This window comes from Actinoplanes subtropicus (assembly GCF_000721705.1).
GTDB classification, from domain to species: domain Bacteria; phylum Actinomycetota; class Actinomycetes; order Mycobacteriales; family Micromonosporaceae; genus Actinoplanes; species Actinoplanes subtropicus.
Map to the genome: position 1 here is coordinate 398,218 of NZ_JOJL01000001.1, position 13,325 is coordinate 411,542.

Consider the following 13,325-nt stretch of genomic DNA (forward strand, 5'->3'; position numbering starts at 1 on the left):
GGGGTGCCAGAAACCGGCACGTAAGGTGGCCGGGTCGGAAGGGGTCTCCAGTGAGTGACGACGCGGTCGAGGTTCGGGAGGTCGTCGTGCGCTACGGCGCCACGACCGCCGTCGACGGGGTCTCGCTGACCGTGCCGCGCGGCCGGGTGCTGGCCCTGCTCGGGCACAACGGCGCCGGCAAGACCAGCCTGCTGCAGGTCTGCGAGGGCTTCCGGCCGGCCGATGGCGGCGAGTGCCGGGTGCTCGGCCTCGACCCGATCGGGGAGCACGACGCGCTGATGCCACGGCTGGGCATCATGCTGCAGTCCGGCGGCATGTACCCGTGGGCGACCGCCGGCGAGCTCCTGCAACTGTTCGCGTCCTTCTCGGCCAACCCGATAAATCCGGAGATGCTGATCGAGCGGCTCGGGCTGCAGAAATCGGCGAAGACGCGTTATCGCCGCCTGTCCGGCGGCGAGCAGCAGCGGCTCTCCCTGGCGGTGGCCCTGGTGGGGCGCCCCGAGCTGGTCTTCCTCGACGAGCCGACGGCCGGCATGGACACCGAGGCCCGGCACACCACCTGGCAGCTGATCGAGGAGTTGCGCGCCGACGGCGTGTCGGTCCTGCTCACCACCCACCTGCTCGACGAGGCCGAGCGCCTCGCCGACGACGTGGTGATCATGCGAGAGGGCCGGGTCGCGGCGACCGGCGCGCCCGCGGCGCTCACGGCCGCGGCGGGCATAGACCTTCTGGAGGTACGCGCCGACGCCGGCCTGAAACCCGACGTGCCGTTCAAGGTCACCGAGGCGACCCCGGGGGAGTATGCGATCGCCGGCGCGCTGGACGCGGCCGCGATCGCCGAGGTGCTGGCCTGTTTCGCCCGCGCGGGCGCCCAGGTCACGGCCGTGAACACCCGCCGGCGCACCCTCGAGGACGTGTATCTGGCATTGACCGTCAAGGCGGGAGCCCACCGATGACCACCTTCGCCCCCGCCCCGGCGCGCAACTCGACCAAGGCGATCCTGCGCAGCCAGGTCCGGATGGAACTGATCCTCACCGCCCGGCGCGGCGAGGCGATCGTGCTGGCCATGGGCGTGCCGCTGCTGGTGCTGCTCGGGGCCGGGCTCACCCACGTCACCAACGTCCCGGGCGGCGACCGCCTGGCGTATGTGGTGCCCGGCGTGCTCGCGCTGACCGTGATGTCGACGGCGTTCACCGGGCAGGCGATCACCACGGGGTACGAACGGAACTACGGCGTCCTCAAGCGACTGGGGGCCTCGCCGCTGTCCCGCCCGGGCCTGCTGTTCGCCAAGACCGCCGCGATCCTGGCGCTGATCGTGGTGCAGTTGCTGGCGCTCGCGGCGGTCGGCGTGGCGGTGGGCTGGCGTCCGCACGCGGGTCAGGTGCTGCCCGCCCTGGGCATCACGGTGCTCGCGACAACGGCGTACACCGGCCTGGCTTTGTTCTTGGCAAGCGTGCTCAAACCGGAGACGACGACCGGTTTGGCGACCCTGATCTACGTGTTGATGCTGGCCGCCGGCGGGATCATGTTCGCCGCGCCCACCCAGATCGCGGAGTTCCTGCCGCTGGCCGCGCACGCCGAGGCGCTGCGCGCGACGCTTTCGCACGGCCAGCCGGTGCCGCTCGGCTCCTGGGCGAGCCTCGCCGTCTGGGCGGCGGTCTGCGTGGTCGCGGCGGCCCGGAAGTTCCGCTGGGAGTGAGGCGTGCGGTTCCGCCGGGAATGAGGCGTGTCCACCGATCGGTGGACAACCGCTGACGGTCGCCCGGTCGTCCCGCCCGGCCCCGGCCGGCGAGCACGATCAGATCCATGGACGCCATTGAAGTCAGGGGACTTCGCAAGACCTACCGGGGGCAGGAAGCCGTCCGGGGGATCGATCTCACGGTGACGCGCGGCGAGGTGTTCGCGCTGCTCGGCCCGAACGGCGCCGGCAAGACCACGACCGTGGAGATCCTCGAGGGCCACCGTAAGCGCACCGGCGGGACGGTCACCGTTCTCGGCGACGACCCGGGCACGGCCGGCCGCACCTGGCGTGCTCGCATCGGCGTGGTGCTGCAGGACGCGGACGACGCCGCCGACCTGACCGTCACCGAGATGGTCAAGCACGTGGCCGGCCTCTACGCCGATCCGCGGCCGGTCGCCGAGGTGATCGACCTGGTCGGGCTCACCGAGAAGAAGGGCAGCAAGATCCGGGCGCTCTCCGGCGGGCAGCGCCGCCGGGTGGACGTGGCGCTCGGCATCGTCGGCCGCCCCGAACTGCTCTTCCTCGACGAGCCGACCACCGGCTTCGACCCGGCCGCGCGCCGCCAGTTCTGGGACCTGATCCGGGCGCTGGCCGCCGAGGGCACCACGATCCTGCTCACCACGCACTACCTGGAGGAGGCCGAGGCGCTCGCCGACCGCCTCGCGGTGCTGGCCGACGGCCGGATCGTCGCCGAGGGCACGCCGGCCACGCTCGGCGGCCGGGCGAGCGCCGGCGCGAAGGTGGCCTGGCGGGAAAACGGGACAAATCGCGTGGAGAACGTGGCCGATCCCACCGATTTGATCAAGCAGCTGGTGAAGGCTGAGATCGATTTGTCCACTTTGACCATCACCCGCCCCACCCTCGAGGACATCTACCTCAACCTGATCGGAGCCACCCGATGACCACGCTCGCGCTCCCGTCGACGGCGACCACCAGCCTGGCCCGCGGCTGGATCGAGTTGCTCCAGTTCCTCCGCGACCGCACCGCGATGATCTTCACGTTCGCGTTCCCGGCGATGCTGCTCCTGCTCTTCGGCACGATCTTCAAGGACTCGTACAACAACACCGGCGTCAGCGCGAGCCAGGTCTATTCGGCCAGCATGATCGCGTACGGGATCCTCACCACCGCCTTCGTGACCATGGGCGCCGGGGTGGCGCTCGACCGGGAGGACGGCACGCTGAAGCGCCTGCACGGCACGCCGATCACGCCCACGGCGTACGTCATGGGGAAGTTGATCCTGGTTTTGGCGTTGAGCGTGGCCGAGACGGCGACGCTGATCCTGGTCGGCCTGCTGGTCTTCGACATGCCGTCGCCGGACGCGGCGCACTGGCTGACCTTCGCCTGGCTGTTCCTGCTGTCCACGTTCGCCTGCACGGCCTGCGGCATCGCGGTCAGCTCGATCGTCAAGCACGCCCGCACGGCCGGCGCGATCCTCAACGTGCCGGTGGTGGCGCTGAACTTCCTCTCCGGCGTCTTCATCCACCCGATCACCCAGCTGCCCGGCTGGCTGATCACGGTCGCGTCGTTCTTCCCGGTCAAGTGGATGAGCCAGGGCTTCCGGTACGTGTTCCTGCCGGACAGCCTGAAGCAGTACGAGGCGGCCGGGCAGTGGGAGCTGGGCCGGACCGCCTTGGTGCTGGGCGCCTGGTGTGTGATCGGATTGGTGCTGTGCCTGGTGACGTTCCGCTGGACCGAGAGGGATCGGTGACTCCCGCCGCGACCGCTTCGACCGCCGCGGAGGCCCACCAGCGTTACTCACAGTGGTGGGACGTGTATTACGGAGTGGTCGCGGTGGCCGTCGCCGCCGCGATCCTCGTCGTCAACGACCACGCGCTGTGGCGCCGGCTGCTCGCGGCCGGCGCCATCGCCCTCATGGTCGTCGTGCACCTGGTGATCGGCCGGCGCGTGATCGAGCGCGACGTCTCGTCCGTGGTGCTGGCGTCGGCGCAGATCGCGCTTTTCGCGGCCGCGGTGACGTTCATCCCGTTCGCCTCGTGGCTGCTCTTCGCGATCATCCCGATGCTGTTCATGCTGGTGCCGATCCGCAGCGCGATCGTGCTGGTCATCGCGGTCAACCTGGTGGCGCCGCTCCGCGACGCCATCCTGTCGCCCGGGTACGTGCGATCCGACCTGGTCATCGCGCTCATCTCGGCGGCCACCGGCATCTGGCTGGGCTTCTGGGTCAGCCGGGTGATCCAGCAGAACAAAGAGCGCGGCCTCTTGATCGCCGAACTGGAGGCGAGCCGCGCCGAGGTGGCGCGCCTGTCGCACGAGACCGGCGTGGCGGCCGAGCGGGCCCGCCTGGCCGGCGAGATCCACGACACCCTCGCGCAGGGCTTCACCAGCATCATCACGCTGCTGCAGGCGGCCGACCCGGCGCTGAAGGACGAGCGGCTGGCGCTGGCCGTCCGCACGGCGAAGGAAAACCTGGCCGAGTCGCGGGCCCTGGTCGCCGCGCTGGCGCCGGCTGCGTTGTCCGAGGGCTCACTGCCCGATTCCGTACGCCGTCAAGCAGCCCGCTTCGCCGAGGAAACCGGCACGCCGGCCACCGTCCGGGTGACCGGGGAGGAACGGCCCCTGCCGACGAAGGTCGAGGTGGTCCTGCTGCGGGCCGCCCAGGAGGCGCTGACGAACGTCCGCCGCCACGCCGGCGCCCAGGAGGCAGCGGTCCTGCTGGCATACGCCCCGTCCTCGGTGCGCCTGGTGGTCCGCGACGACGGCAGAGGCTTCGACCAGGCCACGGCGGACGGGTTCGGCCTGAACGGCATGCGCGCCCGGGCAGACCAGGTACAGGGCCGGCTGACGGTCCACAGCGACCCCGAAACCGGCACAACCATCGAGCTGGAGGTGCCCGCATGATCCGCATCCTGCTGGTCGACGACCACCCCGTGGTCCGGCACGGCCTGCGCGGCATGCTCGACGCCGAGCCGGACTTGTCGGTGGTCGGCGAGGCCGGCTCAGGCGACGCCGGCGTCACCCTGGCCGCCGCCGAACGCCCCGACATCGTCCTGATGGACCTACGCATGCCCGACGGCGACGGCGTATCGGCCACCGAACGCATCCTGAAGACCGTCCCCGGCGTACGGGTGATGGTGCTGACCACCTACGAGTCGGACCGCGACATCCTCCGCGCCATCGAGGCCGGCGCCTGCGGTTACCTGCTCAAGGACGCCTCCCCCGCCGAACTGGCCGACGCCGTCCGAGCCGCGGCCCGTGGCGAGACAGTGCTGGCCCCGAGCGTCGCCTCGACCCTGGTGCGCCAGGTCCGCCAGCCCGCGCCACCGGCTTTGTCGGCCCGCGAATCGGAGGTCCTGCGACTGGTGGCGAGCGGCCTGACCAACGCCGAGATTGGCAAGCAACTCTTCATCTCCGAGGCAACGGTGAAGACCCATTTGCTGCGAGTCTTCAACAAACTGGACGTAGCCGACCGCACCGCCGCGGTAACCACAGCAATGCGACACGGCCTCCTCTAGCACCATTTCCCCGGCGGCAGGACAGGACTTTCCCACCTCACGGCGGACGCGACCGAGAACCTATTCGGGGGCGGCGGATGAAATGCGGGCGTGGTAGGGTTTCCGGGACGGCTCGAGAATGGTGCGAATTCCCGGAGACGCCCGAAATCCGCGTGACGCGGCGGCGCGGGAGACGCCAACCGAAACCGGCGCAGAAAACATGCTCGTGCCGGTGAGGAGCCGCGCGAGTGGTGTTCGAGTCGGCGTCGTCGAGCACAGCCGCTGCGGTGCTGGCGGTCGTTGCGGCGGTGGTGCTGGCGGCAGCTGTGGTGGTGCTGGCGGTCGTTGCGGCGGCGGTGCCGGCGGCAGTTGCGGTGGTGCTGGCGGTCGTTGCGGCGGCGGTGCCGGCGGCAGTTGCGGTGGTGCTGGCGGTCGTTGCGGCGGCGGTGCCGGCGGCAGCAGCCGCGGGGGCAGCGGCAGCGGTGACAACGCCGGCGGTGTCGGCGGCAGGGCGGGCCGCAATGGGAGCGGGCGTGCTGCCGGCGGCAGGGCTGGCCAAGCCGGAACCGGCGGTGCTGGCAGCTGCCGCGGCGGTGGTGGCTCTGGTGTTGGCGGGAGCGCTGGCGGCGGCAGCGGTCTTGGCAGCAGGGCTGGCCAAGCCGGAACCGGCGGTGCTGGTGGCAGCTGTCGGGCGGTGGTGGCTCTGGTGTTGGCGGGAGCGCTGGCGGCAGCGTGAACGGGCTTGCTCGCGGTGGCAGTGGTGCGGGCGGCGATGTTGGCTGCGACGGCAGTGGGGGCGTTGGCGGCAGCTGTGGCGCTGGCGACGGTGCTGACAGCGGCTGTTTCAGCGGCGGCGGCGATGTCGGCGGCTGCGCGCTCGCGGCGAAGGCGCCACAACTTTAGGGCGTGTCGTTGGGTGAGGCCCCATTCTCGGTGGCGGGCGTGCTCGCGACGGAATTGCTCGGCTTCTGGGGAATAGCGGCGTGACTTGGTGCGGTCGCGCATTTCGGCTAATTGGCCTTTAGGGAAGAGCTCCAGCTGTCGCACCTCAAAATTATCGCACCACCGAGAACGCGACGGTAAGCCCGAACAGGTGTTCGATCATGCCAATCTTCCCGGCCCCGAAAATGTCCTACGGGAATTAATTCGACCTTCTCGATGGGAATTCGCCCGCCTATTCGATCGAGGTAAGGGAACCAGAAGACGACGCGACCACGCACGGCGCGCGACGGGCGGCACCCTGGGTGACCAGCGGGCGCGGCGTCATGGCATGCCAGCCCGGCCACCATCGCGGCCGCGACGGGCGGCACCCTGGGTGACCAGCCGGCGCGGCGCCATGGCATGCCAGCCCGGCCACCAACGCAGCCGCGAGGGGCGGCGCAAAGGGCGACCAGGCAGGCCCGGAGCCATGGCAAGCCAGCCCCGTCGCAACCGGCGGCGCCCCGAGTGCCCACCCAGCCCAGCGCCACGGCAGCCCAACCCAGCAACGCGGCCGGAGCGACACCCACGGCATGCCGCCCCGACCAAAATCCAACCCCTACCGCTCCGCGAAGCGCTGGACGAACGCCAGAGCAGTATTCGCCACCTCGAGCCACCCGCTGTCGATCGTCAGCGAATGCCCCCGCCCCGGGATCGACGCGAACTCCGTCACCCCGGTGTTCTTCTGCTGCAGCTTGTACTGGTACTCCGAGATGGCCGGCGGCACCGTGTGGTCCTTCTCGCCGGAGATGATGAGCATGGGGCCTCGGTACGCGTTCTCGTGGTCGACCTTCACCTCGCTCCACGGGTTGAAGTTGGCCACCGCCGCCTGGAACAGGGGGGCGCCCGGTGCGGGCACCGCGTACTCCGCGTACAGCTGGTGGGCCTCCTCCTCGGAGACCTGGTTGGCGAAGGCGTACCGGAACTGCTCGTACGTCAGCGGAATCGCCTTCTTGTAGTTCGCCGGGTTGGACAGCACCGGTGACGCCGAGCGCAACGCCGAGATCGGGAGCGGCAGCACCCCCTGGTAGGGCGCCGCGTCGATGGACACGGTCACGTTGGAAAGTCCGCGGCCGGCCATGATCTGGGCGAGCAGGCCGCCGAACGAGTGGCCGATGACCGCCGGCTGCTTGTCGAGTTTGCCGATCACCTCGGCGTAGTGGTCGGCGACCTGGCCGACCGTCTTGCCCGCGAAGACCTCGGGATGTTCCGCGGCCTCGGCGACGGTGGCGGGGTCGTCCGGCCAGCCGGGGGAGATGGCCGCGTACCCGGCGGCGTCGAACACCTCGGCCCAGCGGTCCCAGCTGTTCGGCAGCAGCCACAGGCCGTGGATGAAGACGACGGGCGTGCGCCCGCTCGCGTTGACCCGATCGATGTCGTCCAGCGTGTGCTGCGGAATGTCGGACATGGGCGCAAGCTCCTTTGTCGAGTGTCGGCAAGGATCACGTTACGAAGAAAGTCGGCTCCGGCGATATAGCAAAAACCTTCACAGTCGACGAACAGGATCCGCACAGGCCCCAGCGAGACCCGCTGTGCACCCTTCGTTGTGTCGTCAACGAAAGGGGTGCGACGCACATGAAACGGGAGACCGGACTACGGCGGACGTCGCTGATCACCGGCGCGTTGGTCGCGGCGAGCGTGGCCGGCACGGTCGTGATCGGTGTCGCGGCGCACGCGACAACGAGCGGTACATCAACGTCAACATCATCATCAAGTACGACAAGTACGAAAAATCAGGCAAGTACCACGAACTCCGGCAGCTCCCCGACGCTGTCCAGCGGAAGCAGCAGCGACAACAGCAGCAGCCAAGCTACGTCGGGCGGGAGCTGACATGCCGCTCGTGGAGACCCTCCCGATCACCGCCGACACCGCGCAGTGGACCGTCTGGGGCACCGTGGCCCGGATCGTCGTCACCGACCCGGCCCGCGTCGAAGAGGCAACGAACCTGGTCAAGGCCGAGCTGGCCGCCGTGGACCGGGCCTGCAGCCGCTTCCGCGCCGACTCCGAACTGCGCGAGGCCTGCCGATCCGGCGGCCGCCCGGTGACCGTCAGCCCCCTGCTGGCCCACTTGATCAGGTCAGCCCTGACCGCGGCCCGGCAGACCGACGGCGCCGTCGATCCGACCGTCGGCGCCGCCCTCTGCGGCCTCGGCTACGACCGGGACTTCGCCGCGATCACCGGCCGGCAGGTCGCCCCCGCCGTGCGGGTCTTCGCGACCCCCGACTGGCGGGCCGTGCACCTGCACGACCTGGAACTGACCGTCCCCGACGGCGTCCTGCTTGATCTCGGCGCGACCGCGAAGGCGGTGGCCGCCGACCGTGCCGCCGCCCGGGTGGCCGAGCGGCTCGGCGTCGGCGTGCTGGTCGCGCTGGGCGGCGACATCACGACCGCCGGCCAGGGGCCGGCGGGTGGGTGGCAGATCCTGGTGCAGGACCGTCCGGGTGACCCCCAAGCTTGCGTACGCCTTCCGTCGGGCGCCGCACTGGCCACCTCGAGCACTGCCGGCCGCACCTGGGGCCGCCCCGGCGAACTCCTGCACCACATCGTCGATCCCCGCACCGGCCGCCCGGCCGCGCCCGTGTGGCGCACCGTCTCCGTGGCCGCACACTCCTGCCTGCGGGCCAACACCCTGAGCACCGCCGCCATCGTCCGGGGCCACGCCGCGCCGGACCTGCTCGGCACCGTGCCCAGCCGGCTGGTCACGCCGAGCCTCGACGTGCTGCGCCTGGGCGGGTGGCCGTCGTGACCGACGCGCTCTGGTATTTCGCCCGCGGCTCCGGGGTCGTCGCGCTGGTGCTGCTCACGATCGTGGTGGTGCTCGGCATCGGCTCCCGCTCGGGCCGATCGGTCTTCGGCCTCCCGCGGTTCGCCGTCTCCCTGCTGCACCGCAACGCGGCCCTGCTCGCGGTGGTCTTCCTGGCCGGGCACGTCATCGGCCTGCTCTTCGACTCGTACGCCCAATTGCGTCTTTTTGATCTTGTTGTGCCGTTCGTGGGGAAGTATCGGCCGCTCTGGGAGGGGCTCGGCACGGTCGGCTTCGACCTGCTGGTCGCGATCGTGGTGACCAGCCTGCTGCGGAACCGGCTGGGCGCCGGGGTCTGGCGGGCCGTGCACTGGCTGGCCTATCTCTGCTGGCCGGTCGCCCTGCTGCACGGGCTCGGCACCGGCACCGACCGCGGCACCTGGTGGCTCTGGACGATCTCGCTGACCTGCGCGGGCGCCGTGGTCGCCGCCGTCGGCTGGCGCGTCTCGCCGGCCTTCGCCCGCTTCCCCGCCCGCGCCGAGCGCCGCGTCGCGCCCCGACTCCTCGAGGAGGCTTCCCGATGAACAGCGTGCTCGCAGCACAGACGCTGCTGACCGCCGGCGACGGCGGTCTCGACGACCACCTTTCCCGGTACGGCCGACTGCCGTCGCTGGACGGCAGCCAGATCGTCGGGCTGGCCCGGGACGCGGAGCTGACCGGCCGGGGCGGCGGCGGCTTCCCGATGTGGCGCAAGCTCGCCGCGGTCGCCGCCGCCGGCACCCCGGCCGTGGTGATCGCGAACGGCGCCGAGGGGGAGCCGGTCAGCGGCAAGGACCGCCTGCTGCTCACCCGCAAGCCGCACCTGGTGCTCGACGGCCTGCACCTGGTCGCGCTCGCGACCGGCGCTCGCGCCGCCCACCTGTACGCGCCGGCCGCGCTGCTGCCCCGGCTGCGCGAGTCGCTGGCCGCCCGCGGGCGCGCCGGCCTCGACAAGCTGCCGGTCACCCTGACCGCAGCCCCGGACGCCTTCGTCTCCGGCGAGGAGTCGGCGGTGGCGTCCGCGATCGCCGGGCGCGGCGCGGTGCCGGCCGACAAGCGGGTCCGGCTGGTCGAGACCGGCACCCTGGTGCAGAACGTGGAGACGCTGGCCCACCTCGCGCTGATCGCCCGGTACGGCGCCGGCTGGTTCCTCTCGTCCGGCACGTTCCTGGCCACGGTCAGCGGCGCGGTGGCCCGGCCGAGCGTGGTCGAGGCCCGCTACGGCGTGCCGCTCGGCGACCTGATCGGGGCGGCCGGCGGCGCCACCGAGAACCTGCGGGCGGTGCTGGTCGGCGGCTACCACGGCGGCTGGGTGCCGGCCGATCCGGCGCTGCCGGTGACCCGGGAGGCGCTGGCCCCGTTCGGGGCGGCGCCCGGCGCCGGGGTGGTGGTCGCGCTGCCCGCGCACGCCTGCGGGCTGGTCGAGACCGCCAAGATCACCCAGTACCTGGCCGGTCAGGTGGCCGGGCAGTGCGGGCCGTGCGTGAACGGCCTGCCCCGGATCGCCGGCACGCTCGCCGACCTGGCCGCGGGCCGTCCTCGGCCGGGGCTGCCGGGGGAGGCCGCCCGGCTGGCGGCGCTGGTCACCGGGCGCGGCGCCTGCCGGCACCCGGACGGCACGGCCCGGCTGGTGCTCAGCGCGATGCGGGCCTTCGAAGCAGACGTCGCGGCTCACCTGAACGGGCGCTGCCTGGCCACGGGAGGGCGGCTGTGACCCGCTTGCACATCGACTGGACCGCCTGCGACGGGCGCGGCCTGTGCACCGAGCTGCTCGAGGAGATGCTGGTCGAGGACGAGTGGGGCTACCCGGTCTCGCGCGACGGCACCACCGAGCCGGTGGTGCCGCCGCCACTGGAGGACGCGGCGAAACGGGCGGTCGACCGTTGCCCGATGCTCGCCCTGAAACTGGTGCGTCGCTGAGCGGACGAAACTCGGCCGTTGTCTCTTTCGTCGTCCCTGTTGCGCCGGCATCTTGCCCGGATTTCAGCCGAAAAATGCGTTCCGCCGGTATCGCAGAAATATGCCGGTTAGATTACGGATGGCGCGGCCTCATGGCTGACCTCCGTCAGGCATCCGCCGCGCTGAAAAGCCGGACTTTTCCGGCACCCCGAACCGCCCTCAGGTGCGGTACCCGAACAGGCAAACCCGCGGCAACGCGGCGACGCAAAGCCAGGGGCCTCCCCGACGGAGGTAGCCCAGCCGCCGAAGGAGACAGAACAGACATGCGCTATCGAGAAGCCCATGCGGCCACGAGCGGCTCGGTTCCGTTCACGCCGCGTGGCAGGAAGCCGGCGCGAACGGTCCTGGCGACCGCCATAGCCGGCGCAATCGGCCTCGTGCCGGCGGTGATGGTCTCATCACCGGCCTTCGCCGCGACCTCCAGCTCCGACGTCACGCTCGCAGCCGGTGGTGGCGCAGGCATCACCCCGACCGAGGCTCAGTCCGCCACCTTGACGCTGACCTGGGTTCCGGCCACGGCGCCGGCCACGAACCTCACGTGGAGCACCGCGGATGCCACGGCGACGGCCGGATCCGACTACACCGCAGTCAAGGCGCAGCCCATCAGCTTCACCGGCGGTGGCGCCGGCGCCACGGCGACACTGAACGTGTCGACACTGGCCGACACCCTCTACGAGGGCGCGGAAACGTTCAAGGTCAACGTCTACGACCCGAACAACGCCACGCCCATCGCCACGCAGACCGTCACGATCACCGACAGCCAGTCGGCTCCGGACGTGGCCGTCACGCCGGCTTCGGTGACAGAGGGCAACAACGGTTGGCACTCGCAGACGTTCACGCTGACCATGACACCCGCCTCGCAGGCAGTTCAGGCGGTGCACTGGGCAGCGGTCGACACCGGATCGGCCGTTGACGGCACGGACTTCAAGGCCGCCAGCGGCGACGTCACCTTCGCCTCCGGCGAGACGACGAAGACCTTCACCGTCGACATCAACGGCGACAAGACCTACGACGGTGCGGACGAGACCTTCGACATCGGGATCACCGCGATCAACCGGCCCGGCACCTCGACGATGAGTGACGTCACGTCGACGAACCAGCCGTTCACGACCACGATCACGGACGACGACGCGAAGCCGACCTACAGCGTGCCGAACATCAACGCGACGGCCGGTGCCGCCGCGTCCGCGGCGCTCGTTGCGATCAAGCTGTCGAACCCGACCGATCTGCCCGTCGCCTTCGCTCTCACGAGCTCGCCCGGCACCGCGGCGAACAATACCGAATTCAGCCTGCCGGCCCAGACCGTCACCATCCCGGCGGGCAGCGACACCGGCTACGGCGTCTTGCTGATCAACGGGACCACGGTCTTCGGGCCCACCAAGAGCGCGACGATCATCGCCACGCCGGGAAGCAACAAGTCTGAACTGGCCGGCGCCGGCGCGACCGCGGCGAACGCCACGCTGACGATCGCCAACGGCGCCACGGCGCCGGTCATCACCATCAGCCCGGACAAGGTCGCCCCGGGCGACTCGGTCCACGTGATCGCGACCGTCACCGGCAGCTCGTCGGCCGACACTCCGGTCAACTTCACGTTCGCCGGTGGCTCGGTCAACGGCAGCAAGGCGGCCTCGCCGAGCGACTTCAGCGGGCCGACGACCACGTCGATCACCATTCCGGCCAACACGGCGAGTGGCACGACGTACGACCTCGGTGCCCTGACGACGACCAAGCCGACCACCTCGCAGCCCGACAAGACGATCCTCGTCTCCGGCGTGGCCTTCGGCGGCGGCGCGACCGTCAAGAACAGCGTCATCACCATCACGGCCGGCAGTGGCACGCCCACTCCGGGCTCGCTGACCATCAGCGCGCCGAGCAACGTGCAGGGTGCGGTGGCTGTGCCGGTCACCGGCATGGCGGCGGCGAGCACGGCGGTCGAGCTGTGGGGCGCCCCGGTCGGCGGCGGCGACATGGCGAAGCTGCAGACCACCACCAGCGACGCGAAGGGCAGCTACGCCTTCTCCCGCTGGATCGGCATGGGCTACAAGTTCAGCGTCCACTCGGGCAGCGACACGTCCAAGGTCGTCACCGTGACGGTCACCCAGGTTCCGGTCTTCGTGGCCTCCACCACGAAGGGCATGGCGAGCTTCGCCGTGCAGGGCAACCCGCGGGCGGCCGGCCAGACCGTCATCGTGCAGCGCTACCTGGGCGGGAAGTGGGCCAACGTCGCCCGCGGCCTGACCGGCAGCAACAACCAGTGGCGGGGCGCCGTGAAGATCGCTTCGGGCACCATGGTCGCGGTCCGGGCGTTCGTCGCCGGCGACACGACCTCGGGCATCATGGGCGGCTACTCGGACATCAAGCGATTCAAGATCAAGTAGTCACCATCTGACGGAACGAAGGCGGGGGCGGCCAC

The 13,325-nt window shown here is 70.9% G+C and carries 13 protein-coding genes and 1 riboswitch; of the genes, 12 read left to right on the forward strand and 1 reads right to left on the reverse strand.

Annotated elements, in window-relative coordinates; translation table 11 throughout:
* Nucleotides 1–50: 50 nt before the first annotated feature.
* The 7 genes from IH26_RS0101835 (at nucleotide 51) to IH26_RS57430 (ending at nucleotide 6,026) form a co-directional block, all read left to right on the forward strand.
* The gene (locus tag IH26_RS0101835) at nucleotides 51–956 is read left to right on the forward strand and encodes an ABC transporter ATP-binding protein (RefSeq protein ID WP_030434316.1); all 906 of its coding nucleotides are present in this window, start codon (nucleotides 51–53) and stop codon (nucleotides 954–956) included.
* Nucleotides 953–1,699 (forward strand): ABC transporter permease, encoded by a 747-nt coding sequence (locus tag IH26_RS0101840; RefSeq protein WP_030434317.1) that lies wholly within the window; start codon nucleotides 953–955, stop codon nucleotides 1,697–1,699. The genes IH26_RS0101835 and IH26_RS0101840 overlap by 4 nt, the downstream gene beginning before the upstream one ends.
* A 107-nt stretch (nucleotides 1,700–1,806) precedes the next feature.
* A complete protein-coding gene (locus IH26_RS0101845; protein WP_030434318.1) occupies nucleotides 1,807–2,643 on the forward strand; it encodes an ABC transporter ATP-binding protein in 837 nt (278 codons plus the stop codon).
* Nucleotides 2,640–3,449 carry an ABC transporter permease gene (locus tag IH26_RS0101850; protein ID WP_030434319.1) on the forward strand — a complete coding sequence of 270 codons (810 nt, stop codon included), beginning with the start codon at nucleotides 2,640–2,642 and terminating at the stop codon, nucleotides 3,447–3,449. The genes IH26_RS0101845 and IH26_RS0101850 overlap by 4 nt, the downstream gene beginning before the upstream one ends.
* Nucleotides 3,446–4,600: a sensor histidine kinase gene (locus tag IH26_RS0101855; RefSeq protein ID WP_030434320.1), complete on the forward strand. Its 1,155-nt coding sequence runs from the start codon at nucleotides 3,446–3,448 to the stop codon at nucleotides 4,598–4,600. The genes IH26_RS0101850 and IH26_RS0101855 overlap by 4 nt, the downstream gene beginning before the upstream one ends.
* Nucleotides 4,597–5,214 carry a response regulator gene (locus tag IH26_RS0101860; protein WP_030434321.1) on the forward strand — a complete coding sequence of 206 codons (618 nt, stop codon included), beginning with the start codon at nucleotides 4,597–4,599 and terminating at the stop codon, nucleotides 5,212–5,214. The genes IH26_RS0101855 and IH26_RS0101860 overlap by 4 nt, the downstream gene beginning before the upstream one ends.
* 227 nt (nucleotides 5,215–5,441) lie before the next feature.
* A complete protein-coding gene (locus IH26_RS57430; protein WP_157436981.1) occupies nucleotides 5,442–6,026 on the forward strand; it encodes a hypothetical protein in 585 nt (194 codons plus the stop codon).
* Between the two features lie 704 nt (nucleotides 6,027–6,730).
* Here the strand turns inward: IH26_RS57430 and IH26_RS0101870 are convergent.
* Entirely contained in the window at nucleotides 6,731–7,579 is an 849-nt protein-coding gene (locus IH26_RS0101870; RefSeq protein WP_030434322.1) for an alpha/beta hydrolase, read from the reverse strand.
* A 423-nt stretch (nucleotides 7,580–8,002) separates the two neighbouring features.
* Between IH26_RS0101870 and IH26_RS0101875 the strand changes: the two genes are divergently transcribed.
* The 5 genes from IH26_RS0101875 (at nucleotide 8,003) to IH26_RS0101895 (ending at nucleotide 13,290) form a co-directional block, all read left to right on the forward strand.
* Nucleotides 8,003–8,917 (forward strand): FAD:protein FMN transferase, encoded by a 915-nt coding sequence (locus IH26_RS0101875; protein ID WP_034213214.1) that lies wholly within the window; start codon nucleotides 8,003–8,005, stop codon nucleotides 8,915–8,917.
* Nucleotides 8,914–9,498, forward strand: coding sequence for a ferric reductase-like transmembrane domain-containing protein (locus tag IH26_RS0101880; protein WP_245664870.1), 585 nt, complete (start codon nucleotides 8,914–8,916; stop codon nucleotides 9,496–9,498). Before IH26_RS0101875 ends, IH26_RS0101880 begins: the two co-directional genes overlap by 4 nt.
* Entirely contained in the window at nucleotides 9,495–10,667 is a 1,173-nt protein-coding gene (locus IH26_RS0101885) for an NADH-ubiquinone oxidoreductase-F iron-sulfur binding region domain-containing protein (protein WP_034213216.1), read from the forward strand. The genes IH26_RS0101880 and IH26_RS0101885 overlap by 4 nt, the downstream gene beginning before the upstream one ends.
* The gene (locus IH26_RS0101890; RefSeq protein ID WP_030434326.1) at nucleotides 10,664–10,873 is read left to right on the forward strand and encodes a ferredoxin; all 210 of its coding nucleotides are present in this window, start codon (nucleotides 10,664–10,666) and stop codon (nucleotides 10,871–10,873) included. Before IH26_RS0101885 ends, IH26_RS0101890 begins: the two co-directional genes overlap by 4 nt.
* A 208-nt stretch (nucleotides 10,874–11,081) precedes the next feature.
* Nucleotides 11,082–11,160: riboswitch (cyclic di-GMP riboswitch) on the forward strand.
* 129 nt (nucleotides 11,161–11,289) lie between these two features.
* On the forward strand, nucleotides 11,290–13,290 hold the full coding sequence (locus IH26_RS0101895; protein WP_211268544.1) for a Calx-beta domain-containing protein: 2,001 nt from the start codon (nucleotides 11,290–11,292) through the stop codon (nucleotides 13,288–13,290).
* Nucleotides 13,291–13,325: the final 35 nt, after the last annotated feature.